Source organism: Sinorhizobium chiapasense (assembly GCF_045277575.1).
In the GTDB taxonomy this organism is placed as follows: domain Bacteria; phylum Pseudomonadota; class Alphaproteobacteria; order Rhizobiales; family Rhizobiaceae; genus Ensifer; species Ensifer chiapasense_A.
In genome coordinates this window covers 2,416,290-2,441,851 of record NZ_CP144206.1, presented here as the reverse complement: position 1 = coordinate 2,441,851, position 25,562 = coordinate 2,416,290, and the positions used below count along the sequence as shown (strand labels likewise).

The 25,562-nt window shown below is 60.2% G+C and carries 23 protein-coding genes and 2 pseudogenes; 4 read left to right on the top strand and 21 right to left on the bottom strand.

Translation table 11 applies throughout. The features are described 5' to 3' along the window. Positions 1-23 precede the first annotated feature (23 nt). The gene (locus QM996_RS30125; protein WP_334197467.1) at positions 24-1,712 is read right to left on the bottom strand and encodes a GMC family oxidoreductase; all 1,689 of its coding nucleotides are present in this window, start codon (positions 1,710-1,712) and stop codon (positions 24-26) included. A gap of 160 nt (positions 1,713-1,872) precedes the next feature. Between QM996_RS30125 and QM996_RS30120 the strand changes: the two genes are divergently transcribed. Next, entirely contained in the window at positions 1,873-2,799 is a 927-nt protein-coding gene (locus tag QM996_RS30120; protein WP_334198718.1) for a LysR family transcriptional regulator, read from the top strand. Positions 2,800-2,803: 4 nt separating this feature from the next. Continuing rightward, positions 2,804-2,986: pseudogene (locus QM996_RS30115) on the top strand (aromatic alcohol reductase); the annotation flags it as partial. Positions 2,987-3,551: 565 nt separating this feature from the next. On the opposite strand, the gene glcF reads toward QM996_RS30115, so the two are convergent. The 13 genes from glcF to QM996_RS30050 form a co-directional block, all read right to left on the bottom strand. Further along, entirely contained in the window at positions 3,552-4,856 is a 1,305-nt protein-coding gene (glcF, locus tag QM996_RS30110; RefSeq protein ID WP_334197466.1) for a glycolate oxidase subunit GlcF, read from the bottom strand. 142 nt (positions 4,857-4,998) lie between these two features. Continuing rightward, on the bottom strand, positions 4,999-6,195 hold the full coding sequence (gene glcE / locus QM996_RS30105) for a glycolate oxidase subunit GlcE (RefSeq protein WP_334197465.1): 1,197 nt from the start codon (positions 6,193-6,195) through the stop codon (positions 4,999-5,001). Beyond that, positions 6,192-7,631 (bottom strand): FAD-binding oxidoreductase, encoded by a 1,440-nt coding sequence (locus QM996_RS30100; RefSeq protein ID WP_334197464.1) that lies wholly within the window; start codon positions 7,629-7,631, stop codon positions 6,192-6,194. Before QM996_RS30100 ends, glcE begins: the two co-directional genes overlap by 4 nt. Before the next feature lie 58 nt (positions 7,632-7,689). After that, complete coding sequence (locus QM996_RS30095) at positions 7,690-8,130, bottom strand: GlcG/HbpS family heme-binding protein (protein ID WP_334197463.1); 441 nt, start codon at positions 8,128-8,130, stop codon at positions 7,690-7,692. A gap of 20 nt (positions 8,131-8,150) precedes the next feature. Continuing rightward, the gene (locus tag QM996_RS30090) at positions 8,151-9,131 is read right to left on the bottom strand and encodes an ROK family protein (RefSeq protein WP_334197462.1); all 981 of its coding nucleotides are present in this window, start codon (positions 9,129-9,131) and stop codon (positions 8,151-8,153) included. 14 nt (positions 9,132-9,145) lie between these two features. Continuing rightward, positions 9,146-9,847, bottom strand: a complete 702-nt coding sequence (locus QM996_RS30085; RefSeq protein ID WP_334197461.1) for a ribulose-phosphate 3-epimerase — start codon at positions 9,845-9,847, stop codon at positions 9,146-9,148. Further along, positions 9,840-10,661 (bottom strand): alpha/beta fold hydrolase, encoded by an 822-nt coding sequence (locus QM996_RS30080; protein WP_334197460.1) that lies wholly within the window; start codon positions 10,659-10,661, stop codon positions 9,840-9,842. Before QM996_RS30080 ends, QM996_RS30085 begins: the two co-directional genes overlap by 8 nt. Further along, entirely contained in the window at positions 10,661-11,494 is an 834-nt protein-coding gene (locus QM996_RS30075; protein WP_334197459.1) for a sugar phosphate isomerase/epimerase family protein, read from the bottom strand. Before QM996_RS30075 ends, QM996_RS30080 begins: the two co-directional genes overlap by 1 nt. Then, positions 11,494-12,570 (bottom strand): Gfo/Idh/MocA family protein, encoded by a 1,077-nt coding sequence (locus QM996_RS30070; protein ID WP_334197458.1) that lies wholly within the window; start codon positions 12,568-12,570, stop codon positions 11,494-11,496. The genes QM996_RS30075 and QM996_RS30070 overlap by 1 nt, the downstream gene beginning before the upstream one ends. Before the next feature lie 24 nt (positions 12,571-12,594). Continuing rightward, entirely contained in the window at positions 12,595-13,686 is a 1,092-nt protein-coding gene (locus QM996_RS30065) for an ABC transporter ATP-binding protein (protein ID WP_247959127.1), read from the bottom strand. A gap of 5 nt (positions 13,687-13,691) precedes the next feature. Next, complete coding sequence (locus QM996_RS30060; protein WP_334198717.1) at positions 13,692-14,534, bottom strand: carbohydrate ABC transporter permease; 843 nt, start codon at positions 14,532-14,534, stop codon at positions 13,692-13,694. 52 nt (positions 14,535-14,586) lie between these two features. Next, a complete protein-coding gene (locus QM996_RS30055; protein WP_173519739.1) occupies positions 14,587-15,468 on the bottom strand; it encodes a carbohydrate ABC transporter permease in 882 nt (293 codons plus the stop codon). A gap of 98 nt (positions 15,469-15,566) precedes the next feature. After that, the gene (locus tag QM996_RS30050; protein WP_334197457.1) at positions 15,567-16,820 is read right to left on the bottom strand and encodes an ABC transporter substrate-binding protein; all 1,254 of its coding nucleotides are present in this window, start codon (positions 16,818-16,820) and stop codon (positions 15,567-15,569) included. Between the two features lie 290 nt (positions 16,821-17,110). Here QM996_RS30050 and QM996_RS30045 point away from each other — a divergent pair. Both QM996_RS30045 and QM996_RS30040 read left to right on the top strand, forming a co-directional pair. After that, positions 17,111-17,236 (top strand): annotated as a pseudogene (locus QM996_RS30045) (hypothetical protein); the annotation flags it as partial. Positions 17,237-17,266: 30 nt separating this feature from the next. Next, a complete protein-coding gene (locus QM996_RS30040) occupies positions 17,267-18,313 on the top strand; it encodes an ROK family protein (RefSeq protein ID WP_500270519.1) in 1,047 nt (348 codons plus the stop codon). 6 nt (positions 18,314-18,319) lie between these two features. Here QM996_RS30040 and QM996_RS30035 read toward each other — a convergent pair whose 3' ends face one another. From QM996_RS30035 to QM996_RS30005, 7 genes are all read right to left on the bottom strand, one after another. After that, positions 18,320-18,979, bottom strand: a complete 660-nt coding sequence (locus QM996_RS30035; RefSeq protein WP_334197455.1) for an HAD-IA family hydrolase — start codon at positions 18,977-18,979, stop codon at positions 18,320-18,322. A 41-nt stretch (positions 18,980-19,020) separates the two neighbouring features. Further along, positions 19,021-19,455, bottom strand: coding sequence for an RbsD/FucU family protein (locus QM996_RS30030; RefSeq protein ID WP_173519735.1), 435 nt, complete (start codon positions 19,453-19,455; stop codon positions 19,021-19,023). 82 nt (positions 19,456-19,537) lie between these two features. After that, on the bottom strand, positions 19,538-20,698 hold the full coding sequence (locus QM996_RS30025; protein WP_500270434.1) for an ROK family transcriptional regulator: 1,161 nt from the start codon (positions 20,696-20,698) through the stop codon (positions 19,538-19,540). Between the two features lie 137 nt (positions 20,699-20,835). Continuing rightward, positions 20,836-21,606, bottom strand: a complete 771-nt coding sequence (locus tag QM996_RS30020; protein ID WP_334197453.1) for an SDR family NAD(P)-dependent oxidoreductase — start codon at positions 21,604-21,606, stop codon at positions 20,836-20,838. Between the two features lie 32 nt (positions 21,607-21,638). Beyond that, the gene (locus QM996_RS30015) at positions 21,639-22,400 is read right to left on the bottom strand and encodes an ATP-binding cassette domain-containing protein (protein ID WP_334197452.1); all 762 of its coding nucleotides are present in this window, start codon (positions 22,398-22,400) and stop codon (positions 21,639-21,641) included. After that, on the bottom strand, positions 22,397-23,635 hold the full coding sequence (locus tag QM996_RS30010; protein WP_334197451.1) for a sugar ABC transporter permease: 1,239 nt from the start codon (positions 23,633-23,635) through the stop codon (positions 22,397-22,399). Before QM996_RS30010 ends, QM996_RS30015 begins: the two co-directional genes overlap by 4 nt. 24 nt (positions 23,636-23,659) lie before the next feature. Continuing rightward, complete coding sequence (locus QM996_RS30005) at positions 23,660-24,703, bottom strand: substrate-binding domain-containing protein (protein WP_334197450.1); 1,044 nt, start codon at positions 24,701-24,703, stop codon at positions 23,660-23,662. Positions 24,704-25,562: the final 859 nt, after the last annotated feature.

Here is a 25,562-nt window from a genome sequence, read left to right as displayed (position 1 = left end):
TCGACTGTCCTCCCAAGGATTTCCTATACGCGTGCATCGGCAATGATCCAGCCGGCCGCCTTTTCGGCGATCATCAGCGTCGGCGCGTTCGTGTTGCCGCTGGTGATCTTCGGCATGATGCCGGCGTCGACGACGCGCAGGCCATCGATGCCGCGCACCCGAAGACGGCTATCCACCACCGCCATCGGATCATCGTCACGGCCCATCTTCGTCGTCCCGACGGGATGAAAGATGGTGTTGGCGATATCGCCCGCGAGCCGCGCCAGTTCCTCGTCGCTCTGAAACTGCAAGCCGGGTTTCCACTCCCGCGGCTGGTATTTCGCGAGCGCCGGCTGCGACACGATCTTGCGCACCTGCCGGAGACTCTCGGCAGCAATTTTGCGGTCCTCTTCGGTGCTGAGATAGTTCGGCGCGATCGCCGGGGCATCCGACGCCTTGCCGGAGCGAATGCGCACGCTTCCGACGCTGGTCGGATTGAGGTTGCAGACGCTCGCGGTGAAGGCGGGAATGTTGTGCAACGGCTCGCCAAAGGCGTCGAGGCTGAGCGGCTGGACGTGATACTCCAGGTTGGCATGGGCCTGGCTGTCATCTGAACGGGTGAAGGCACCGAGCTGCGAGGGCGACATGCTCATCGGGCCGCTGCGCTTCAGCATATATTCGAGCCCGATCATCGCCTTGCCGAACAGGCTGTTGGCGAGCGTGTTCAGCGTCTTGGCATTGCCGACCTTGAAGACCGCGCGGATTTGCAGATGGTCCTGAAGATTTTCCCCGACGCCCGGCAAGTCGTGCGCGACCTCGACGCCTTGGCGCTTCAAGAGAGTGCCCGGCCCGATGCCCGACAATTGCAGGATCTGCGGCGAACCGATCGCGCCGGCGGAAAGGATGACCTCCCTGCGCGCACGAACCTGCGCACTGCGTCCCTGCCGCTGAAGCATAACGCCAACGCAACGCTTGCGATCGGAACCCTCGGTTTCCAGAATCAGCCTTTCGACATGGGATTGCGTCCAAATCGTCAGGTTCGGGCGGTGTTTCGCCGGGCGCAAGAAAGCCTTGGAGGTATTCCAGCGCCAGCCGGAGCGTTGGTTGACCTCGAAATAGCCGACACCCTCATTGTCGCCGCTGTTGAAATCGTCGGAGCGCGGAATACCGGCCTCGACGGCGGCCTCGGCGAAGGATTCGAGGATGTCCCATTTGAGCCGCTGCTTCTCTATCCGCCATTCGCCGCCGTGGCCGTGCATGTCGGAGAAGCGGCTGTTGCCGCCGGTCTTTGGGTCCGCGCCGTTGTCGAGCCGGTAATGGTCCTCATGCGCCTTGAAATCGGGCAGGCAATTCTGCCAGGACCAGGCGGCATCGCCGGTCGCCGCCGCCCAGCCGTCGAAATCGCGCGCCTGGCCGCGCATATAGATCATGCCATTGATCGAGGAGCACCCGCCGAGCGTCTTGCCGCGCGGATAGCGCAGCGACCGGCCGTTCAATCCGGCATCCGGTTCGGTCTTGTACAGCCAGTCGGTGCGCGGATTACCGATGCAATAGAGATAGCCGACGGGGATGTGAATCCAGTGATAGTCGTCCTTTCGGCCAGCTTCTAGCAGCAGCACGCGCATCGCGGGATCGCGGCTGAGGCGATTGGCGAGCAGACAGCCGGCGGAGCCTCCACCGACGATGATATAATCAAAACTGTCGGCGGCGCGGTGAGAGGTGCGGCTGGTCATCGGCTTGCCCGCCTGCTGCGATGCAACACCGCACAATCATAAGCTTCGACGATTTGCCGTAGCATTTTAGCCTCCTCCTCATCTCCATTTTCAGGAATAGCGGAGGAGCGGCCGGGAAATCCAATGACAAATGACGCAAGGCATTATAAGTAAAATTAATATGCTTCAGTCGATCGACCAGAGAAAATTAAAGGCATTCGTCACTGTCGCGCGCGAGGGCAACGTCACGCGCGCCGCGGAGCAACTGCACGTCACCCAACCTGCCGTCACACTGCAATTGAAGCGCCTCGCCGCCGATACCGGGCTCACCTTGTTCCGGCGGACGTCCACGGGGCTGGAACTGACGCAGGAAGGAGCCCTGCTGGCAGCCAAGGCGGAGCAGGTGCTGTCGGCATTGACGGATTTTGGGCAGACGGCCGGACATTTGGCGACACGCGTACGGGGAAAATTGCGGATCGGCACGATCATCGACCCGGAGTTCACCCGGTTGGGGGCGTTTCTGAAGGCGCTGATCGAAAGCGGGCCAGGTATAGAAACCACACTACGTCACGGAATGAGCGGCGACGTGCCGGAGGGGCTGAGGCGAAATGAACTCGATGCCGGTTTCTATCTCGGCGACCCAAGAGATTATGATCCTTCCGCCGAGATTACCGGAGAAAGCGCCGCACCGCTTTTTCATGCCCGCGAGCTGGCGCAATTAATCTATCGCGTCGTCGCTCCACCATCGCTCGCCGGTTTCGTGCGCGGCGCGGATTGGTCACAGCTTGCATCTCTTCCTTGGATCGGCACACCGCAGGCCTCGGTCCACAATCGATTGCTGTCGCGCCTATTTGCCGATTTAGGCGTCCGGCAAAATATAGTCGCCCAAGTGGATCAGGAGACGTCCATGGTTGCCATGGTACGGACAGGGGTGGGATTGAGCCTTTGCCGAGAGTCGATTGCCCTTCATGAACAACAGGCACACGGCCTTGTCATCGCTGAGAATGTTAAAATCTCCACGACGCTGAGTTTCCTCTGCTTGGAGGCTCGTATCGGCGATCCCTCCATAATGGCTGCTTTCGATGCAATAAGGCGGGTTTGGATATAGTCGGGGTTGCGCCGGCTACGCCGCCGGGATCGATACGCCGATGAAGCTGGCCAAAGCTGCATTGCAGGCCCGCATCCCGCGCTACTTTCCCTGGCAGTTCGGCGTCGACTTCGACGTGATCGGGCATGGCAGTCCCCAGGATATCTTCGACGCGCAGCTGGACGTCCGCGAGCTGTTGCGGGCCCAGACCCTGTGTTCCGGCGTGCAAATTTGACCCCAATATGGAGTGCGCCCCTTGGGGTGGACAATGATCAGGCTGCTGATTTGCCCCAAGGGGCGCACTCCAATAAGGGGTGAATTTTGGACGCTGATTGACAGGCCAAAAATAGCGGCCAGCCCGGGGAAGCTGGTTCCGGACGATATATTATGCGATCCGAGACGTACAAATCGGAAACAACCGCAGAACCATGCTCGATGGATCCCGTTACCCCTGGCCCACTCGGAGCTAGATGGACTCATTCGTCGCAAGCATATGCAATCGACGGCATGCTTGGTATGAGGTATGAGCACAGATTGCGGTAGCACCTTCGACGTCATCGGCGAGCGGTGGTAACGGACGGTCTAGGATCGACAGGACTCGAGTGGACGGATACCGAGCGGCTCTGGGAGAACCCAGATCCACAGGCTTCGTTGTACTTGCTGTCCATCCGGAGGCCGCGCTCACCATCGGAGGCAGTTCAACGAACCGGACGGACAATGTAGCCTACCCAGTTTCCCTGTCGCAGTCGGCCGGCCTTCTCCTTGCAAGGTACTCAGCGAGGGTGAAGTTTGTCAGGACGTTTCCCGCCGTAAGCCCAGTCGAGCAATTCGACCGTGTGCAGTATCTGCATCGACGTACTTGAACCGATATGGGCAATGCAGCCGATGTTGCCGGTCGCGATGATATCTGCTTTTGTCGCCTCAAGATTGGCGACTTTGCGTAGTTTCAGCTTGCTTGCGATATCTGACTGCAAAATGTTGTAGGTACCGGCCGACCCGCAGCATAGATGCCCCTCTTTCGGATCGCGCACTGTGTAGCCCGCCGCCGACAGAAGATGCTTCGGCGCTGACGAGATCTTCTGACCATGCTGCATTGAGCATGCCGAGTGATAGGCCACAGCTATTCCTTTCGGCGGAAGCGTGGGAAGTGCAAGCGTGGGCAGGTATTCCGTGACGTCCCGTGCCAAGGCAGACACAGTGGCGGCCCTTGCCGCGTACTCCGGATCGTGCCTCAGCATATGACCATAATCTTTGATCGTCGTCCCACAGCCGGAAGCGGTTATGATTATTGCATCGAGCCCCTTTGTTTCTATTTCGCGGAACCATGCGTCGACATTGGCTCTAGCGCTTTTCAGCGCTAGCTCCTCGCGTCCCATGTGGTGAACCAGCGCCCCGCAACATCCTTCCCGGTCGGGGACTACCACTTCAATCCCAAAACGCGTAAGCAATCGGATCGCAGCGGCGTTGATAGCAGGGTCGAGAACCGGCTGGGCGCAGCCCGTCAGAATTGCCACCCGACCACGTTTGGTTCCTTGCGCCTGATGAGTTTGCGGTAACGAGTATGGTGATAGTGGTGTGACCCGCCTTGGGGCCAATTCAAGCATCGCGGCGATCGGTTTCAACGCCGGGAAACGTTTAGCAACCATTCGGAACGGCCGGCCTACCCGCGCCAACTTGAGTGCCATGCGGAACCTCTTCGGATGCGGCAGGATTGACACCAGCAGGCCACGAATGACCCTGTCCATCAGCGGCCGACGATAGCTTTTTTCGATGTGGGCGCGCGCGTGATCGATTAGGTGCATATAGTCGACACCGGATGGACAAGTCGTCGCACAGGAGAGGCAGGAGAGACAGCGATCGAGATGGGTGACAACCGACTCGTCGGCGGGCCGGTCGTTCTCCAGCATGTCCTTGATGAGATAGATCCGCCCGCGGGGGCTGTCGAGCTCATTGCCAAGTGTGAGGTACGTCGGACATGTTGCGGTACAGAAACCGCAATGCACGCAACGCCGCAGTATCGACTCGGATTCGGCGGCGGCGGGATCCGCCAGTTGGGAGGCAGTAAAGTTAGTCTGCATCTGCAAGGCTCCGCGAACGCAAGAACGCGTTCTTCTCTTTCAATCGTCTCGATCAAGCCCGCGCTTGGAGCCGCCCACGATAGTTCTCTAAGGCAGCGCTAGTGCTTCCGATAGGGATCTTTCGGGACCATCGTGATCAACGTCATCCCATCTTTCCTGGATTCAGAATTCCGGCCGGATCAAAGCTCTCCTTGATCTTTCGCGAGAGCATGGAGACGCCGTCGCTACTCGGTTCGAACGAAGGCACCGCCCGGCGCGCCTCGGCACTGGCTCGCAGCAACGTCGCGTGTCCGCCGAACGCTTTGAGGTGCCCGCGAAGAACATCGGCATGGGGATCGCCTTCAGTTCTCAACCAAATCAGGCCCCCCTGCCAATCGTAGAATGCGTCCACATTCACCGTCTCGCGCAGCGCGGCAACCAGACGATGACCAGAATTAGGAGCCACCGATACCCGCCAGAGCGCCCTCGTGGACCCGTCGCAGAACGGCGATATGTCGCGAACCGTTCGCCAAAGCGTGACGCTGCGGTCGGGGTCCAGTCGTTCGGCCGGTCCGAATGCGCTCATCGCTCGTAGCAGTTTCACGGCACGTTCCTCCACCGACGATGCCGTCCCCTCAAGACGAAGAGCAGTCGTGGCGACGGGGTTCGCTTCTCCATTACAGCCGCCCCCCGCCCTCCCCAGCGGCAAATGCGCAGCCCCGGACACCTCCACTGACAGCGCCATTGCCTCGGCCATGGCCGATGTTGCTGCTGGCCCCTCGAGACCGCAAATGAGAACGGTCGTCTCAGTCACGGGGCGGGGCAAAACGCGGAACGTCACCTCGGTCAGCAGGCCCAGCGTGCCGTGCGACCCTGCCACCAGCTTCGTCACGTCAAGTCCAGTGACGTTCTTCATCACCCTTCCGCCTGCCCTGACGATCTGTCCCTTCCCATTGACGAAACGCGCGCCGAGGAGACTATCTCTCGCCGCCCCGGCGACGATCCGCCGTGGCCCCGATACGTTGGCGGCGAATACCCCGCCGATCGTCGGCTGACCTATCGTTCCCATCAGGGCCCGATGGTCCGCCGGCTCGAAAGCCAGCATCTGGTTCTTCGCCGCAAGCACCTCTTCAACGACCGCCACCGGCGTACCAGCACGCGCGGTCATGACCATCTCGTGCGGGGTGTACGCGACGATGCCAGCAAGTTCACTCGATTGGAGCCGTGCTTCGGCGGCGACGGGATTGCCGTAGCCGTTGCGGGTGCCATTCCCGCGGATGACCAACGGTTCGCGGCGCGCTGCATGGGCGGCGATGATTGCCGAGGCCTCTTCCTCGGTTTTCGGGGCGAAGCTCTTCATGCGACGCCTCGCCCGTCGAGCGGAAAGACCTTCGAAGGGTTCAAAATCCAGTCGGGATCAAACGCGGCGCGCACTGCCATCATCTGTTCAAGGTCGACTGCCCCGTACTGATGTCGCATGAGATCCCGCTTTTCGATACCCACGCCGTGCTCTCCGGTGAGGCAGCCCCCCACATCGACGCACAGCTTCAGGATATCGTTTCCGGCAGCCTCCGCTTTCGCGGCCTCGACCGGATCGTTTGCGTTGAAAAGGATCAGCGGATGCATGTTGCCGTCGCCGGCATGGAAGACGTTGGCGACACGCAGGCCGTAGCTCGCGACAATCTCGCCGGTTCGGCGCAGGACATTCGAGAGTTCGCTGAGGGGCACGGTGCCGTCCATGCAGATATAGTCGCCGACGCGCCCGGTCGCGCCAAAGGCGGACTTGCGGCCTTTCCAAATGAGAGCCGCCTGCTGTGCCGACTGGCATTCTCGAACGACCTTCACGTCATGCCTACGCGCGATTTCGACGATATCCGCGAGGATCGCGCTCATCTCCGTCTTGGAGCCTTCGACCTCGACGATGAGCAGCGCTTCGACGTCGAGCGGGTAGCCGGCCTGTGCGAATGCCTCGCAGATCTCGATCGCTTGCCTGTCCATGAATTCCATAGCAACCGGAATGACGCCGGCGCCGATAACATCCGCGACACACGCGCCAGCCGCTTCGGAAGAACCGAAGCCGAAGAGCACGGGACGCGCGCCTTCGGCCTTCGCGATCAAACGCACGGTAGCCTCGGTTACGATTCCGAGTTGGCCCTCCGAACCGCAGATAATCCCAAGAAGATCGTAGCCGGCGGGATCGAGTGCTTTGCCACCAACGTCGATTGTCGTCCCGTCGAACAGCACCATTTTCACCCCGAGCAGATTATTAGTCGTCACGCCATATTTCAGGCAGTGGGCACCGCCCGAATTCATGCCGATGTTGCCGCCAATGGTGCACGCAAGCTGAGAGCTCGGGTCCGGCGCATAGAAGAAACCATCGCCAGATACTGCTTCGGAAATGCAGAGGTTTGTAACGCCCGCCTGGACGGTCGCCGTCCTGTTGACCAGATCCACATCTAGAACGCGTGCCATCTTCGAAAGTCCGATGACAACCGCGTCCTCTTGCGGAATCGCGCCACCGCAGAGCGAAGTGCCCGCCCCGCGAGGCACCACCGGAATGCCATTCCGGCTGCAGTATCTGAGAACTTCAGCCACCTGCTCGGTTGTTTCCGGAAGTGCGACAGCCAGGGGCATCCGCCGGTGCGAGACAAAGGCATCAGTTTCGAAGGGCTTGAGGCCGCGTTCGTCACTGATGACGGCGTCCTTGGGTAGGAACGAGGCAAGGTCCGCGACAATCTCGCGGCGGCGGGCGAGAACAGCAGGGCGCGGTTCCAAGAAAACTATCTCTGAGTCCATTTCGCTTCCGTTACTCCCAACTGTTGAGGTTCGACCTGGCCGCCATGGCCCCTGGAGCTCAGCTCGCTTCGGGCCCGCGCAGGCTGGCAAGAAAATGGTCGATCCCGGACTGTGCGCAGTCGCTGTCCTGGGCGGGCGTCCCGGAACTGACGCCGATGGCGCCGACCACGTCGCCGTCCACCACGACGGGAATCCCACCGGCCACCACCATGAGCCGTCCACCGATTGCGGAATTGATGCCGAAAGCCGGTTTACCGGGCTGACTTACCTCCCAGTAACTTTCGGTCGTGCGCTTGGCGCCTGCGGCAGTGAATGCCTTGTCCTGCGCGATGATCGTGCTGGTCACCTTCCCGCCGTCCATACGTTCGAACGCGATGAGCTGCCCCGACTCGTCCGTCACCGCGATGCACATTGGCACCGCGATTTCGCGAGCACGTTCACGGGCGCCCTCGATGAGTATGCGGGCGTCGGACAGACTTAACCTTCTGATCGTCAACAAAGCTGTAGCTCCTCTGGAATTCATCGATGCGCGACAAGCGCCAAGGTTTCTTCGCTCGGGCGGTCCGCAAGGAATGCCAGGGCTGCGGCCCCGACCAGCCCGGAATTTTGTCCAAGCGCAGCCCTAACGACGGTTACGTCCTTGAAGGCCGGCATCGCCCAGCGGGCAATGTATCCCTGAATCCCCGGTTTTAGGCGGTCGAACTCCTGGGAAAGACCTCCTCCCATGATCACAACGTCGGGACTAAAAATGTGGATCAGACTCACGAAACCGCGTCCCAAGATTTCGGCCTCCTCGTCAATTAGCAGGTTGGCGAGGAAGTCCCCGCCTCTTCCAGCCGTAAAGACGTTCCGGCTATCGATCGTGGTTCCATTTTTGCCGAGTCTAGTCTCGTGACTATCTGCCGCACGAGCGCGAGCCCGCTTGGTGAACGCCGTTCCGGAGCCGTATGCCTCAAAGCACCCTTTGTTGCCGCAGGGGCAAATCTCCCCATTTGGCATGACCGACATGTGCCCCACGTGGGCGGCCATGCCCTTCCTGCCGCGAAGCACTCGTCCATCTGCAATAATCCCGCCGCCAATGCCCGTGCTGACGGTGACATAAACCAGGTTGGCTAAGCCGCGCCCGGCCCCAAACTGCCATTCGCCGATTGCGGCGGCGATCCCATCATTTTCCAGGCAAACCGGAAATGCGAACTGGCGCTGAAGTTCGGCCTTCAGTGGGAAGTCCGCAAATCCGGAAAGCGTCGGGATATCCCTGGCAACCCCACTCACCGTATCGATCGGTCCGGGCGTGGAGACGCCGATACCTACGACTAGCGACGGCTTCGTTGTTGCCAGCAGGCTCTCGACCAATCCACTGATTTGCGAAAGGACCCGTTCAGGACCGGCGTGGGCCTCAGTCTGTTCCTCTATGCGCGCGACAATATTGCCCCGCTCATCGACGAGAGCCGCGCGGACCTGAGTCCCTCCCAAATCTATCCCAATGGCAACCTGATGCATTTCCGAACCGTGGGTTAGAGTGCGTGTAGCCACCCCATTCGCCCTTCAAGCGACGGAGCGTTGAAAGCCAGCGACCCAAGTACGACCGTCTCCGCACCGGCCTGGCGAAGCAGGGGCACCGTGTGTTCGCGAATGCCGCCATCGGCAGCTAGGACGATGCGATGCGTTGCACCGCAATCGGCTATGATCTTGCTGGCTTGTTGCAGGCGGGGACCCGCCCTCTCGTCCAATCCTTGGCCCTTGACGCCAATCGCGGTCCCGAGGAGCGTGATGAAACTTAGTCGGGATGCGAATTTGGCCACACGCTCAATGGGCGTATCCACCTTAAGCACCATACCTGCGGCCACGTTCCGCCGATCCAGCAGGTCGAGCGCGGCGTCCGCCACGGCTTCGTTTTCGACATGGATGCTGATGAGATCGCTGCCCGCATCGACGAACTGCTCAACCTGAGGCAGAAGAATACTGTCCGCGACCATCAGATGAACATGGATCGGACGTGACGAAACTTTGCGCATGCCTGCGACGAGGTCGGGAAAGAACAACATAGCAGGCGCGAAATGGCCGTCGGCGACGTCGATGTGCAAAATGTCGGCGAAAGGCCCGACGCGGGCAATGTCGTCGCCCAGACGCACGAGGTCGGCCGACCACACTGAAAATTCGGCAATCAGCCGGTTCTTGGGAAGGTTGGCGATCCAATTCTTTTCAGGTCTAGTCATCTCTCAAGCTCTCTAGGAAACCGCCCAGTGCGAGGCGAAAATCGGCGACGTATCGCTCTCGGCTCTCGGCTTTCGGTGTGATTTCTACGAGGCGCGCTCCAGGTATCATTTGGGTGAGTGCAGACGCATGCGTGAGCGGATGGATAAGGTCCCTCTTGTGGCCGATTACCAGCGTCGGCACATCGAGACTGCGGACCTCATCTTCCGTCACACCCGGTCCATCGGCCGCGATCGCAGACAGAAGCGCCGCGGTCACTTCAATGGGAGCACGCGTAAAGAACCCCTCGAGCGACGCCAGATTGTCCGGCGCCTCGTCGGCGAGCCTGCGTCCGTGGGCGCTGGCCAGAAAGGCCGCCCTCGCCTCTTGCTGCGGCATCGTTTTCAATAGCCGACCAACCTTGGCGTTGGGCGCCATGTTCGCTGGCGCCGCTTCGATCACCCAGGCCGGTCGGGCGATGACCAGCCCCTTGACGAGATCCGGGCGCTTGACGGCAAGGCGCAGCGAGATCGCCGCTCCCATCGAAATACCGCCGACCACCACCGGATCAGGGAAGTTCTGCTCGATGTAGTCAGCAACGTCGTCGGTGAACGTGGCGATCGACAGGCTGTCGAGGGGCCCCGCCTGCGAGCGGCCGTGCCCACGGGCCTCGACCGTGATGCGGCGCAAGCCAGGCTTCGCCGGGAATGCTTCATCCGTTTGGCCTGCGTCGCTGCATAGACCATGTTGGAATATGATTGCCTGGCCTTCGCCAGCCGTATCGACATTCAACACGGTTCCGTCGGCGGTCTTGAACGGAGGGATGGCCTTGGTCATCAGCCTGCTCCGTCCTGAAGGAGTTGCGTCAAGAATGATGCGACTCCTGAAGCTTCGTTGGCCGACAGACCGTGGGTGACGAGGCTGCCGTTGAAGCCGATGGCCTTCAGACATCCCAGGTAGTGAGCGTAGTCGAGAACGCCTTTGCCTGCGGTGGCGAAAGTGCCGTCTGGATTGCGGTCTTTGGCATGTGCCATGACGATGCGATCCGCCAAACGGTCGACTGCCTGCGAGACGACCCTATGTTGTTGATCCAGGCTTGCCACTTCGAAAAGATTGGCGGGATCGAGCACGACCTTGATACGCGAGCTTTTCATCTCGTCGATCAGCAAGCGCGCCTTCTCGGCAGAATTCACGACGTTGGCCAGTTCCGGTTCGATCCCGAGATCGACGTCGTACCGTTCTGCAATACTAGCAGCCGCTTCCATGGCCCCCAGCAGGTCGCGCCATGCCTCGGGCGTGCCATTGTCGGGATGCTCCTTCCACTGATCGAGCGGATCACGCGTGCCGGTGCAAAGCGTGATCAGACGCGTCTGCATCCCCGCGCAACGGCGCGCAAGCACCTCGAGCCTCTCATGGCCCGCCACACGCAAAGTTTGGTCCGGGTGGATCATGTTGTAGGTGCCGGACACCGCCACGATTTCCACACCGCAGGCCTTGGCCGCTTCGGCCACCGCCTGGGCCTGACCGTCTGAAATCTCGTCGGGCATTGAAGGAAGGCCGGAGCAGGCCATGTTGTACTGCGCCCCCGCAAAGCCTGCGGCGGCGACAGACTGGAGCACTGCGCGGGGATCAGTGCCGTCGAACGTCTTTGCGAAAATTCCAAGCTTCATCACACGCCACCTGAAACGTCCGCCAGCGCGACGCGCTTCCCGGTCTCGGCCGACCGCGCGATCGCGACCATCGCCTGAACGGAGGCGACACCGTCGTCGATGTTCGCCCCTTCGAGAACCGCGCCGTCCAGAATGCTGCGCGCAAAGCCTTCGACCTGACGACGATAGAAGTGGCCGTCCGCGCCCAGCACGCGGTGGGTGGCGCCGTCCGCCTCGCGGAAGATGTCGACTTCACTCGATTTGTAGTACCAGGGATTGTACGTCTTACCGAGAATGCTGCCGTTCTTGCCGTAGATCTGGAAACCTTCATGCCAGTCCATACGCACTTGGACGGTCAGATCGAGATGGCCGAGCGTGCCGGAGGCGAATTCGACGTCTACGAACCAACACCAGATTCCCGAGCGCTCGGAGAGGCGCGCATTTACGGCAACAATGTCGCCGGCAAAGTATCGGGCGGTATCGATCAGATGGCAGCCGTGGGCCAGCATGTAGTATCGACGAAGATCCGCCTTGGGGTTGGTGGACGGACGCTTGGCATTCGCACTGGTCACAATCAGCGGCTGAACGGCATCTGTCATCGGATAGCGGTGGGTGTTATCGCAATACCACGCCTTCAGCGCGATCATGTCGCCCATCTCGTCACGGATGAACGACTTGGCCGCCTGGAGTCCTGCGTCGAAGCGCTTCATATGCCCCACCTGGAACACCTTGCCCGACCTTTCGACGGCCGACTTCAGATCAAGGCACTCCTCCACGGTCACGCCGACGGGCTTCTCGCACAGCACATGTTTGCCCGCTTCCAACGCGCGAATGGAGGCCGGAACATGGAACGCGTCTGCGGTTGCGATGATGACGGCGTCGAGTTCCGGATCGGCGAGCATCCGGTCATAGTCATTGTATGATTTCTGAGCCCCATGGGTGATGACCATCCGCTCGCGCAGATCGTCCGCAACGTCGCAGATCGCGTATAGGTCGGCGTTAGCAGCTTTTGTACATGCCTCGAAGTGCGCCGCCTGGGCAATCTGCCCGGCTCCCAGTACTCCCACGCGAAGACGTCTTTCCTGTTTTGCTGGCATTGGTAGGTCCCTGAAACTGAGGTTTTAGTGGGCGACGCCGGTCGCGGCGTCGAAGACAACTGCTTTCGAAAGATCAAGCGCAAACGCCCGCTTTTCACCGGGGCAAATCGGCGTGCCCGTCGGCAGACGCGCCATGATCTCGCGCTCACCTGCGCGAAGGGCCACGAACACGTCCGGGCCAGTCGGCTCAATGACGTCGACATGAAGCGTAAGCGTCGGGTTGGCAGACGCTCCCTCCATCGCGAGCGAAAGCCATTCGGGCCGCAAGCCGAGAAGCACGTCGCTGCCAGGCGCCAATCGCGCCGTCACTGAAGAAGGCAACGGCAGGGTAACGTCCGTTCCCTTCAGGCTCAGCCGCGGTCCCGACGCGCCATCCACCACGGTTGCAGGTAGAAGGTTCATCGGCGGCGATCCCATGAACGTGGCGACGAAGACATTGGCGGGCCGGTCGTAGATGTCTTCGGGCGTACCGAATTGCTGGAGGACGCCGTCCTTCATTACTGCGATGCGCGTCGCCATCGTCATCGCCTCGATCTGGTCGTGCGTGACGTAGACAATGGTGGCTCCGAGCCGTTGATGGAGCCTCTTGATTTCGGTCCGCATCTCGACGCGGAGCTTGGCGTCGAGGTTGGAGAGCGGCTCGTCGAAGAGAAAGATTTTCGGCTCGCGTACCAACGCTCGTCCCATAGCGACGCGCTGACGCTGGCCACCGGAAAGTTGGCCGGGGCGGCGCTTAAGCAAATGGCTTATCTGGAGAAGGTCCGCAACCTTGCCTACCCGCTCGACGCGCTCGGCTTTCGGCATTTTGCTCATTTCTAGCGAGAAGCCGATGTTCTGTTCCACGGTCATTGCCGGATAGAGCGCGTAAGATTGGAACACCATGGCAATGTCGCGTTCCTTTGGCTCCAGACCGTCCACGGGCCTGCCGTCGATCGTGATAGTCCCGGACGTGTGTTCCTCCAGCCCGGCGATGATCGAGAGCAGGGTGGACTTTCCACATCCCGAGGGTCCGACAAGGACCAGGAACTCCCCATCTTCGATCGAGATCTTTATGTCCTTCAGAACGGCTAGGCTTCCGAAGCTTTTGGTGACGTGGCTGATGCCGAGATTGGCCATGAGCGTTATCCTTTGACTGCGCCGGCCATCAGGCCGCGAAGGAAGTAGCGGCCGGCAGCCACATAGATGACGATGGTTGGCAGGGCCGCGATCATCGCGGCCGCCATGTCCTCGTTGTAAGCCTTGGTCCCGGTCGAGGTATTGACGAGATTGTTGACGGCGACGGTCACCGGCTGATTGGAGCCGGCGGCAAAGGAGACGCCAAAGAGGAAGTCGTTCCAAACGCCAGTAAACTGCCAGATGATCGACACCATGACGATTGGCCACGATATAGGCAGCAGGATGCGGAAGAAGATCGCCCAAAAGCCCGCGCCGTCGACCCGAGCCGCCTTGAAGATTTCGGCTGGCACCGTCACGAAATAGTTGCGGAAGAACATGGTGGTGAAGCAAACGCCATACACGACGTGCACCAGCACAAGTCCCGGAATGGTGCCCGCGAGACCGAGCATGCCGAGCAACCCGGCCATCGGGATCAGCACGATCTGAAACGGAATGAAGCAGCCGAACAGGATCAGTCCGAAGAGTATGTTGTCTCCTTGGAACCGCCGGGTGGAAAATACGTAGCCATTCAGCGCGCCGAGACCGACCGATATCAGCGTCGCCGGGACGGCAATCAGGAACGAGTTGCCGAAGTAGCCCTTAAGACCGCCGCAGGCGATACTGATACATGCCGAACTCCATACGGACGCCCATGCTTCGATCGTAGGGGCCTGCGGTACGGAAAGAAGGGTTCCGCTGCGGATTTCGTCCATGCTCTTCAGCGAAGTCATGACCATCGAGGCCAGCGGCGCGAGAAACAAAGCGGCGAGCACGACCAAGCAGCCATAGACGAAGATGCGGCCCAACATCTTAGTGGGGTTCAGCGATCGTGGGCGCATGAGGGCCATCGCAAAGTTGCTGTCAGGCACGGCGGTCATCGCGCAGCTCCGAATAGAGATAGGGGACAATGATGGCGGCAAGGCTCGTCAGCATGACGGTCGCACTGGCCGCGCCCACGCCAAGTTCGTTGCGGGTGAAGGTCATCGAGTACATGAATGTCGAGGGCAGTTCCGTCGACACACCTGGCCCGCCCTTGGTAAGAGCCACGACGAGGTCATAGCTCTTGATGGCAAGATGGGCTTCGATAACGAACGCGGTCAGGAAAACGGGCCTAAGAGCCGGAATGACAATGCGCGTGTATACCTTATGAACAGGGGCGCCGTCGACGCGCGCTGCGCGCAGGATCTCCGTATCGACCCCGCGAAGACCTGCCAGGAACAGCGCCATGACGAAGCCGGTGACCTGCCATACGCCCGCGATGACAATCGTGTAGATAGCCCAGTCCGGTTCCACCAGCCATTGGAAGGTGAATGACTGCCAGCCGAGGCTGCGCACCATGTGCTCCAGACCCAGACCCGGATTGAGAAGCCATTGCCAGATCACCCCGGTGACCACAAAAGACAGCGCCATCGGATAGAGGAAGATCGCGCGGAACACGCCTTCCAACCGAATTTTCTGGTCAATTAGGACGGCGATGTAGAGGCCGAGACAGGTTGCAACCACGACATAGAGGCCGCCGAAGATCGCCATGTTTTCAACCGCGGTGATCCAACGTGGATTATCGAACAGCCGTTCGTATTGCCGCAAGCCGACAAAATCGAACTTGGCGAACATCTTCGATCCAGTGAAGGAAAGAAGCGCGGTATACGCGATGAAGCCGTAAACGCAGATCGCGATCGCCGCCAACGATGGCGATAGGACGAACGCCGGCAGCGCGGCCTGTATACGTTTGGAAAGAGTCATTGCTTTCTGCCCGATTTCAGCGGCACCAGCCGCCTGGGCGACTGGTGCCGCGCAAGAGTTGGTCGCGGCTGTGGTGCGGCCAACCCCTGGGAGGATCTCTATCTGGCGGCGTTGATCGCAGTCACAAGCGCCGCGGCAGCATCCTTGGACGACATGTCGGAGTTGAAGTGCTGCGTGACGACGTCAAACATGGCGCGCTGGATGCCTGCCGGCTCGGCATGGCCATGTGCGAGCGAACCCAGAAGTGTACCGGATGACACGGCGCTCTTGAGATCGCCCATGGATTTCTTCGCGCAGGCGTCGAACTTGTCGCCGGAAACGTCCGTTCGAGCCGGGATCGAGCCCTTCACCAGATTGAACGCCTCCTGGAAACTCGGCGACATGACACTCGCCGCGAGCTTATGCTGGGCCGCCAGTTTGCTGTCTCCCACCGGGAACATGGCAAAAAAGTCGGTGTTGAACAGGAACGAACCTTCTGTACCGGGCGCTGTGACGCAGAGGATATCCACGCCCGGCGTGAGGTTGGCTTTGACGATCTCGCCCTTCGCCCAATCGCCCATGAGCTGCATGGCAGCCTCGCCCTTGAGCACCATCGCGGTGGCAAGGTTCCAATCCCTTCCGGAGAAGTTAGGATCGACATACCCGCGGATCTTGCGCATCTGATCAAAGACCTTGACCATCGTATCGGAGTCCAGTGCGGCATCGTCCAATTCCAGGATGGCCTTCTTGTAGAACTCCGGACCACCGATCCCGAGAACGACGTCGTCGAAGACCGTCGTGTCCTGCCACGGCTGCCCTCCGTGGGCGAGGGGAACGATGCCCTTTTCCTTGAGCTTGTCCGCGACCGCGTTGAAATCGTCCCAGGTCTTGGGTGGCTCCAGGCCGCTGTCCTTGAAGACCTTCGCGTTGATCCAGAGCCAGTTCGGGCGATGGATGTTCACCGGCACGGCCTGCCACTTGCCATCGTGCACGGCGAAGTTCTTGATCGCGTCAGGGACGACCTTGCCCCACCCTTCTTGGTCGGCGACAGAGGTCAGATCGCCGAGGAGCCCCTCCTCCGACCATTCGTTGACCGCCATACCGAGCAGCTGCGCCGCGGTCGGTGGATTGCCGGAAGTCACCCGCGCCTTCAGGGCCGTGTTGGCCGCCTCGCCGCCGCCACCCGCGACTGGCATGTCCTGCCAGCCGACACCTTGCTTCTGAAGGTCATCCTTCAAGACGCCGACGGCGGCGGCTTCGCCGCCCGAGGTCCACCAGTGCAACACCTCGACGCTGTCCTGTGCGAGGGCGAAGCCGGACACCGAAGCACTGAGCGCCGCGGCAATGGCCAGTGATTTGAAATTGGATTTCATTTAGTTCCTCCCCTGGGCGGCCCCATGCCGCCTCTGCAAACAGACGGCTTCTCCTCTTCCGTTTGTTTGGATTGAAAACAAACATATTGACGCGAGTGTGTCAACTTGCTTCGATAGGCGGCGAACAAAAAAGTGAACAGAAAGACGCCGCGGCGGGGAGGCTGTCACAATTTTAGAAACCGCATAATCGGCGACAGCCGCGCCTGAAACGACTATATGCTTTCGCTCGAAAGGGGATCCCGCGCGGATTCGCTACCGGCCTTGCGGGCCCAACCTAGTCGGAGCACTTCATGTCCATGCCCAGCGCCGTCAGGCACATCAACGAAGTCAGGGTGCTCGATGTCGTCTTTCGGCAAGGCAAGGTCAGCCGCGCCAACATCGCGCGTGAACTTGGACTTACGCGGTCGACCGCCAGCAGCATTGTGGCGAGCCTCACCGAAGAAGGATTGCTTGTCGAAGACAATTCGGAAGACGACAAGAGCGCCGGCACCGGACGCCCCGGCACGTTCGTTCGTCTCAACTCCAACTACGGAGTTTTCATTGGCGCAGACATAGGCGTCGGTCGTCTTACGGTCGTCGCGCTCGACATGGAGGCGCGGGTCGTCGCTCAGTCGCAATCGAACTTCGATCTGGCTGACGCCGACCCCGAACGCATCATTCAGCAATTGGTGAAGACCGTAAAATCGCTCACCAAGAGCCTTTCGCAGACACATACGGTCCGAGGGCTGTGCCTGACGGCGCCCGGCGTCATTGATCGGACCGGAACGATCCTACGCGCTCCGATCCTTGGGTGGCGCCAGGAACCGATCCTGGACAAACTCGAGAAAGTGCTTCCCGAAGATCTGCCGCTTGCCGCGGAAAACGATGCCAATGCCTTCGCAATGGCGGAGATGTACCGCTCGAAGGACGAGAGCACCGATACCGAAATTTACATCTTTCTCGACGCCGGCGTCGGCGGCGCGATCGTCAACTCCGGACAATTGTTGCATGGGCAGGACGGTTATGCCGGAGAGCTTGGTCATATCATCCTTGGAGATGAAGGCTTCGTTGAGCTCGCGACCATTTCCGGATCCTTCGAGAGCTTCATAGGCCGTGAGGCGGTGCTCGCCCGCTATCGCTTTCATGGAGGATCGGCCAGCAACATCGATGAGTTCGCCAGCGCTGCCCGGCGACAAGAGCGTGCAGCTCTGTCGACGCTGACTGATTGGTCCTTTTACCTTGGCAGGGGTGTCGCCACCCTGACAAGCATCTTCAACCCGGTACGAATTGTGCTCGGTGGCCCCGTCGCGATGCTCTACGACCTGTGCCGGGACCAGGTCATGGCCAATGTTCGCCAGAATCTGCTGGACGAGCACCCGATCCCGGAGATCCGCCTGTCCAAGCTGGGCCCGGAAGGGCCCGCGATCGGAGGAGCCTCGATGCTGCACAAACGAATGCTTTCGGTCGATGAAGAGTTGATCTATCGACGTAACCGCATGCCATCGGGTCGCTGATAGCCGCTAGATGCGGGTCAAGCCCAGCCCACCGCGGAGGATTTCGGGGCGGACGTGCTGATAGTTCGCAATTTGGTTGTGGGAGCCATCAAAACCGTGCTTGTGGGTCTCAGTCACAACCATCACGGTGCAACCGGCTGAAACCGCCGCGGCGATTCCGGCTTCCGCGTCCTCGAAGGCCAGACAGCGCACAGGGTTCACAGCCAGCCGTTCGGCAGCGAGGACGAAGCAATCCGGCGCGGGTTTTCCCTTCTGGACGTCTTCGGCCGTCACCAGGATGGCTGGCGTCGGCAACCCCGCCGCCTCTAGCCTTGCTCTCGCAAGGGCCAATGGCGCCGATGTCACGACAGCCCACTTGCGCGGGGGCAGACTGTTGAGGAAGAGTGATGCCCCCGGGATGGGCACCACCCCTTCGACTTCGGCGATTTCAGCCTTCGTGATGGCCGACGCCTCGGCCTCCGGATCGATGTGGGAAAGACTGAGGGACGCGATCGTCTCCGATACCTTCCTCCCATGAATGGTTGGAAGATAGACTTCCGGATCGAGGCCAATCTTCCGGAACCAAGCCCCCCATACGCGCTCCGCCGCAGCAATCGAATTGAGGATGGTGCCATCCATGTCGAACAGGAAGGCTTCGAAGGTATCGTCGAAAAAATGGTCGGACATGTATCAACGTTCGGATCAGGTTTTCTTCAGGCCATCGCTCCTCACTCGGGAGCGATGACTCCCTTGCGCAGAATGACCCCGCCATAGAAGCGTCGCTCCCCGGTGACGACGACCGTGTGGGCCGCCCGCACGCGATCCTTGAAGTTATCCGGCTCGACCGCGGTCAACTCGATCGTCTTTCCTTCGCTCTTTTCGAGAACGGCAGCGTAGTCCTTAAACACCGGTAGGATTTTTGCCGGGTCGTTTTCCGCGATCATGCGCCAGGCCACATGCTGCTCCTGCTCTTCGAGAGGAAACACTCCCATGATGGCTTCGAGGACGCGTGGGCCATCGACGCCATCGAGGCGGATGAGGCGGTCGTCTCCCCCGTCGCATGGAAAGTTGGCGTCGACGATCGCGATGTCATGGCGATGTCCCATTGCCCTCAGGGCGCAGAGCAGTTCGGGCGACAGAATGGGATCGATGTGCTTCAGCATTGGCTCCTCCTCCTCAGGGTCTATTTGCTTTTGCTTTATACAAATACAAATATGCTGTCAAACGACTTTGTGCGTCGGTCATCTAAATTGCAGGAAGTTCGGGAAGGTCGAAAAGGCTTTCGCGCAAAAGCGCTGCCGCCCCGATGGCAGCACCGTCGCCACCGAATTTCGCAACGGAAATCGGAGGTACTTCGAAGCCATGAACGAGATTTTCGGCCACCAATGCCTCCACTCTCGACGCGACCCTGGGATAGAGCACCGCAAGTGGACCGCCTAGGACGATCGTCTTGGGATCAAGAATGTGGATGAGGTTGAGAAAGCCAGTTGCAAGGGCCGACGCCCATTCGTCCAAGGCCTTGTCGAACTCCGGCGAGCTCCCGAGCGTCGCCAGACGCGCCAACCCTTCCGGAATCGGAGTTCCATGGTCGATAAAAGGCAAGAACTTCTGGTAGCCGGCGAGGATTTCGAAGGTGTGAGTTGCCGCCATCTGTGGCCGCGCGCCCATCACCATGTGCCCCACCTCCCCACCAAGCCCGTGCGCGCCTTCAATGACACGGCCCTGTCGTAAGTGCGCACTGCCAATCCCCTGGGCAAGCAGCAATAGTAGCGCATCGCTCAAATCGCCCTCCCCGGCATCCGTGGCCACCGCGCTCGCGAGCGCGACAGCGTCATTGCAGATGTGGATCTTCTGCAAGGGCTGCATGGCTTCGGCCATTGCCGTGACAACATCGACGTCCCGCCAATTAAGCCATGGCGCCGAGATGATTTTTCCCTCCCGGACGATGCCGGGCACGGAGATGCAAACTCCCCTTACTCGCGAGGACCGCACCTTGGAAACTTCGATGAGTTCTTTCGGCAACGTGGCAAGAAGCTCGATCACCTGGCGGGGATCTTGGTAGCGATCCGCGATGGACACAATCCTTTTGGCCACGACACGCATCGAGAAGTCGACGAGAACCGCGTTGATCTCAGCCGAGGATATGTCCAGCCCGATGAAATATGCGCCCGTCGGATTGAGGGATACGAGAGCGCCCGGGCGCCCCGCACCGCTTACCTCTGCGCTCTCGTTGAGATCGATGACGAGCTTTTCGGCGAGGAGTTGCTTGATCGAATTGCCTACTGTAGCGCGCGTCACGTTCAACTCACGTGCAATGTCCGCGCGCGATAGTGACACGTCCCTGCGCAACACGCGCAGGCAACGGACCGCATTCATGTGTCGTAGCACACTGTTCGTCGTCAACATTCCTCCCAGGGACACCATATGTCAGTCAGGAGCTATCGTAGGATGTCGGCAGCGCATTCGAATCGCTGGCGACGACATATCTTGACGAACTATCAGATGCCCGAACGCAAGCAAAGGTTACCCTCCATGTGACGGACTCAAGCCACCGACCATCCACCGTCGACAAGCAGATTTGCACCGGTCACCATCGAGGCCGCTGGCGAGGCAAGATAGATCACTGCCCCAACAACGTCGTCGGTATCACCGATGCGGCCAAGTGGAATATGGCCCACTGTCCGACTGTAAAAATCCGGATCTGCAAGCACTGGCCGCGTCGAGTCCGTCCAAATAAAGGTCGGCGCGACCGTATTGACGGTGATCCCGTACTGGGCCCATTCGGCCGCGAGGCAACGGCTGAGGTGATTGATAGCGGCCTTGCTCATGCAATAGATCGCCTCACCGCGCAGCGTCACTGTACCCGCTTGCGAACTTATGTTCACGATCCGTCCGCTTTTCTTTTCGATCATATGGCGTGCGACGGCCTGGGTAACGAGGAAGGTGCCCTTGATGTTGACGTTCAGGATCTGGTCGATATCCTTCTCTTCAACAAGCTCCGCCAGATTGCCAGGCGCCACGCCAACATTATTCACGAGGATATCGATCGTCCCGAAGGTCGCCAACGCGGTGTCGACCGCTTGTGCGATCTGGCGGCTGTCGGAGATATCCATCGGGACCGCGAGGACGCGGCGGCCCGTGCTTTCCAGTTCCGACACGAGATCCGCGACCGCCTCGACGTTACGCACGCCAATGATCACGTCGGCCCCGGCAGCTGCACACGCGAGCGCACACGCCCGACCGATGCCACGCGCAGCGCCGGTTACCAACGCCACCTTGCCATCGAGACTGAAATTTGGTGCTTTGACTGTCATTTCGAAATTCCACTCGCTTCAATTGTCGCTGATTAGGCGGTAGCGGCTGCGAACCTGGCTGGCTTGCGGCCAAGGATGATCATTTCGAGAGCATCGTCCTGCGTCAGTTCCTTCGTTGGGTAGGAGCCGACGACCCGCCCGGACTTCATCACCGTAATCCGATCGGAGAGCTGGAAAACATCATGCATGTCGTGGCTTATCAGGAAAATCCCGAGTCCCTGCCGCTTCAGCTCTTGAATGAGCAGGCCGACATTCTTCGTCTCCTCGGGCCCCAATGCCGCGGTAGGTTCATCCATGATCAGAATGCGGGCATTGAAATGCAAGGCTCGCGCGATCGCAACCGCCTGTCGCTGTCCGCCCGACATCGAGCGGACGGAAGCGTTGAGCGATGGGATTCTCAAGCGCATGCGCTCGATCGTCTGCCGCGCGCCATGTTCCATCGCTTCCGTGCCGAGAAAGCCGAAGCGATCGGTCTGCTCGCGCCCAAGGAAGAGGTTGGAGACGGCGTCAAGGTTGTCGGCGAGCGCAAGCGTCTGATGAATCGTCTCGATCCCCAGTTCCTGAGCGTCATGCGGTGAGCGGATGTCGACCGACTTTCCGTCGATCAGGATTTGTCCGCTGTCCGCCGGAAAGACGCCCGAGAGCATCTTGATGAAGGTGGACTTTCCCGCGCCGTTGTGACCAAGCAAGGCCACGACCTCGCCCGGCATGAGTGAAACGCTAACATTCTCGACGGCGTGAACGCCTCCAAATGCCTTGTTGACGTTACGGGCCTCAAGCAAAGGGGTCGTCATGATGGCCTCCTTTCGCGCCACATCGTATCGATCCAGACAGCGAGGACGAGGACGCCAGCAAGGACCATGCTTTGGGTGGGGCTCGGAATGCCAAGGAGGACCATGGCGCTTTGCAGACTCTGCATGATGAGAGCGCCGACGCATCCCCCAAGGATCGTCCCGACGCCGCCGGCAAGCGAAGTTCCGCCGATGACGGCCGCGGCGATCACATAAAGTTCCATCATCGTGCCTGCGCCGCTCGCCGCCGCATTGAGCCGCGCGGTCAGAACTATGGATGCAAGGCCCGAAAGCAGCCCCATCAGAGCGAATACCTTGAGGACCACGCGCTGGGTGTTGATGCCGGTTAGACGCGCGCTTTGTGGGTCACCACCGACGGCAAACACGTGTCGTCCGAACCTGTGTCGTTTGGCGACAAGCGTCATCGCCGCTGTCACTGCGATGAGGATCAGGACGGGGAACGCCATCCCCATCGGTTCATCCGTGCCTGGCTTGTTGTAGCTATTCATGATCGCGACGAAACCAAATGCGCAGGCACACCAGGCTGCGGCGGAGAAGTAATCAGATGCCTGAAGAGGTTTCTGGATTCCGAGCCGTCTCTTGCGCCGGTGTTTGCGCACCAGGCTTCCCACGACAATTCCTGCGGCCACGAAGGCAAAGAGCCAACTCAACGGACCGCCGAGGACGCCATTCTGACCGCCCCCCAGAATCTGAAAAGTCTCACTCAGGGGCGCGATGGTCGTCCCGTCGTTCAGTTCATAGGCCGCGTTCCGCAGGAAGAGCAGCCCTCCGAGCGTTACGACAAAGGAGGGTATCCGCGCGTAGGCCACCAGGGCGCCCTGAATAAGGCCGATGAACACGCCTCCGCCCAGCATGACCAGACTGGCGATCCACCATGCATGGACGCTGTCGGGCAGCCATACGCTTTGAACGAGGCCACCGAGAACGCCAAGAAAGCCAACTTGAGAACCGACCGACAGATCGATATGGCGGGTCACGATCACCAGGATCATGCCGGACGCCATGATGGCGACGACCGACACCTGAAGCGACAGATTGAACAGGTTGCGCGGCGACAGAAAAACTCCGCCGGTGAGAATGTTGGCACAAAGCCAGATCAAGGCGAGCACGCCGACCATCGCCATCAGGCGTGTGTCGGCGTGCCCTCCCCCGATCGCACGTAGCAAGCGGGGGAGGACCTTACTTGAACTGGACACGGGCTGGGACACCGTTGTCATTGCAAAACTCCTGGATGTCGCGGCCTATTCGCACGCCTTCGGCGGATTTTCGGTCACGCCGTTGCACAGCGCATCCTTCGAAATCCAGCCGGACTGCACGACGAGGTCGAGGTTGTCTCGCGTGATGGCGATCGGATCGAGGATAATGGCGGGTTGCGATGCTCCGGAGTCGGTAGTGCCCGGCGACACGCCGGTGACCGAGTCGATCTTGGCGCCCTTGATGATCTCGACAGCCGCCTTCGCTGCCACGGTTCCCAGCGCATTGGCGTCTTTCCACACGGTCATGGTTTGCTGCCCCTTGGCGATCCGGTTCAGCACGTTCTTGTCGCCGTCCTGTCCGGAGATGGCGACCTTTCCGAGAAGATTTTGACTTGCCAGCGCTGCGGCGACGCCGTTGGCGATGCTGTCGTTCATGGCGAGGACGGCGTCGACCTTGTTGTCGTTGGCAGTCAGCACCTGTTCCATGAGAGCCTGCGCGACGTCGGGCTTCCACTGCTCCACGTTCTGCTGTGCGACGAACTTGATGTCACCCTTGTCGACCGCACCTTGGACGGCCTGCATCTGGCCACTCTTGAAGACCTGCATGATCGTCTGCGCCGGATCACCATCCATGGCGACCCAGTTTCCCTTTGGCGCGGCCTTGAGGAGCGCTTCGCCCATCACCCGGCCGACGGCGACGTTGTCGAAGCTGGTGTAGAGCACGTCGCCCGTGTCGATTGGGGCGTCGTACGCTATGACGGTGATGTTTTCGCGTTTCGCCGACTCGATGACGGGGATAATCGCCTTCGCATCCTGAGCGACGATAATCAGCACCTTCACGCCGCGGGCGATGAGACTTTCTATGTCGGCAGCCTGCTTCTGCGGGTCACCCTGCGCGTCGATCCCGACGTATTCTACCTCCGCCGCGTCGAAGACCGACTTCATCGCGGCTTCGTCGATCTTCCAGCGTTCGTCCTGAAAATAGCGCCAACTGACACCCACTGCATCCTGGGCAACGGCCGAGGACGCGCCAGTGATGAGTGCCAACGTGGCAACGCTAGCGGCAAGGATTCTCGAAAACTTCGACATTAGGCTCCTCCCTCTGAACGAGATTTGCGGGCGGCATCCCTGCCGCACGTGTCAGCGCGACCTCCCGTCGCGCTATTTGTATTTGTTTAAAGCAGATACATATTAGAGTCAACAAGCCTTTTTTAGAGTCAACTCACGAATGCTGAAAAGCCATCTTCGGCTCCGAGCTCGGGCTCCTTACAGCCCGCAACACGGGGCGCCCAATATATGAAACCGTCCTGCTCAACGGTCAGTTGCCCCTGCCCATCAGAGGTCTATCTTAAACGGATCCCGTATTTAGGGCCTGAAATTGCCCTGCAGCCTAGAGTCACCCGACAGTTATGGCCAATCCCCTGAATGACGTCGGCTGCCCGCCGCACACCGGTCAACCGGTCGCAATTATCATTGGGGGAGAAATGCACACGACGATGTTTGACCGCCTGCTGCCGATTTCGTCCCCGATGATACATTATGCGACCTCAGACGCACAAAACGGAAACAAACACGGCACAATGCTCGTCGACACATGCACTGGCTCATAAGTGGAGCGGAAGAATTAACAATCAGGACCGCAATCTGCTCGAGCGCCTTGACCAGATCGCGCTCGTCCGTTGGCTTGCCAACCCTGGGCGCTCCCGCCAGCACCTCGCTGCCAACACGCCCCGGTTTGTGCAGCAGCGTATCCAGGAAAAGGGCATGCCGGCGCCGAAGGGCGGCATGCCGAAAAGAGGGCAGTCTTTGCTTCCAATGCACTGCGCCTCTGTCCGAGGCGCGGCGTTTCCACAGTCTTTTGATTCTCCGGGTCCCGGCCGCGGGGACAGTGCGCGTCGGACGGTGCAAAGCCGTTTGCGGCGTACTGCTGTCGATAAAGGTGGATATT

Bases quoted from the DNA above. Each gene is read 5' to 3' on its own strand.
- QM996_RS30125 (WP_334197467.1), bottom strand. From the start codon at position 1,712: ATGACCAGCCGCACCTCTCACCGCGCCGCCGACAGTTTTGATTATATC.
- QM996_RS30120 (WP_334198718.1), top strand. From the start codon at position 1,873: ATGCTTCAGTCGATCGACCAGAGAAAATTAAAGGCATTCGTCACTGTC.
- glcF (WP_334197466.1), bottom strand. From the start codon at position 4,856: ATGCAGACTAACTTTACTGCCTCCCAACTGGCGGATCCCGCCGCCGCC.
- glcE (WP_334197465.1), bottom strand. From the start codon at position 6,195: ATGAAGAGCTTCGCCCCGAAAACCGAGGAAGAGGCCTCGGCAATCATC.
- QM996_RS30100 (WP_334197464.1), bottom strand. From the start codon at position 7,631: ATGGACTCAGAGATAGTTTTCTTGGAACCGCGCCCTGCTGTTCTCGCC.
- QM996_RS30090 (WP_334197462.1), bottom strand. From the start codon at position 9,131: ATGCATCAGGTTGCCATTGGGATAGATTTGGGAGGGACTCAGGTCCGC.
- QM996_RS30085 (WP_334197461.1), bottom strand. From the start codon at position 9,847: ATGACTAGACCTGAAAAGAATTGGATCGCCAACCTTCCCAAGAACCGG.
- QM996_RS30080 (WP_334197460.1), bottom strand. From the start codon at position 10,661: ATGACCAAGGCCATCCCTCCGTTCAAGACCGCCGACGGAACCGTGTTG.
- QM996_RS30075 (WP_334197459.1), bottom strand. From the start codon at position 11,494: ATGAAGCTTGGAATTTTCGCAAAGACGTTCGACGGCACTGATCCCCGC.
- QM996_RS30070 (WP_334197458.1), bottom strand. From the start codon at position 12,570: ATGCCAGCAAAACAGGAAAGACGTCTTCGCGTGGGAGTACTGGGAGCC.
- QM996_RS30065 (WP_247959127.1), bottom strand. From the start codon at position 13,686: ATGGCCAATCTCGGCATCAGCCACGTCACCAAAAGCTTCGGAAGCCTA.
- QM996_RS30060 (WP_334198717.1), bottom strand. From the start codon at position 14,534: ATGTTGGGCCGCATCTTCGTCTATGGCTGCTTGGTCGTGCTCGCCGCT.
- QM996_RS30055 (WP_173519739.1), bottom strand. From the start codon at position 15,468: ATGACTCTTTCCAAACGTATACAGGCCGCGCTGCCGGCGTTCGTCCTA.
- QM996_RS30050 (WP_334197457.1), bottom strand. From the start codon at position 16,820: ATGAAATCCAATTTCAAATCACTGGCCATTGCCGCGGCGCTCAGTGCT.
- QM996_RS30035 (WP_334197455.1), bottom strand. From the start codon at position 18,979: ATGTCCGACCATTTTTTCGACGATACCTTCGAAGCCTTCCTGTTCGAC.
- QM996_RS30030 (WP_173519735.1), bottom strand. From the start codon at position 19,455: ATGCTGAAGCACATCGATCCCATTCTGTCGCCCGAACTGCTCTGCGCC.
- QM996_RS30025 (WP_500270434.1), bottom strand. From the start codon at position 20,698: ATGTTGACGACGAACAGTGTGCTACGACACATGAATGCGGTCCGTTGC.
- QM996_RS30020 (WP_334197453.1), bottom strand. From the start codon at position 21,606: ATGACAGTCAAAGCACCAAATTTCAGTCTCGATGGCAAGGTGGCGTTG.
- QM996_RS30015 (WP_334197452.1), bottom strand. From the start codon at position 22,400: ATGACGACCCCTTTGCTTGAGGCCCGTAACGTCAACAAGGCATTTGGA.
- QM996_RS30010 (WP_334197451.1), bottom strand. From the start codon at position 23,635: ATGACAACGGTGTCCCAGCCCGTGTCCAGTTCAAGTAAGGTCCTCCCC.
- QM996_RS30005 (WP_334197450.1), bottom strand. From the start codon at position 24,703: ATGTCGAAGTTTTCGAGAATCCTTGCCGCTAGCGTTGCCACGTTGGCA.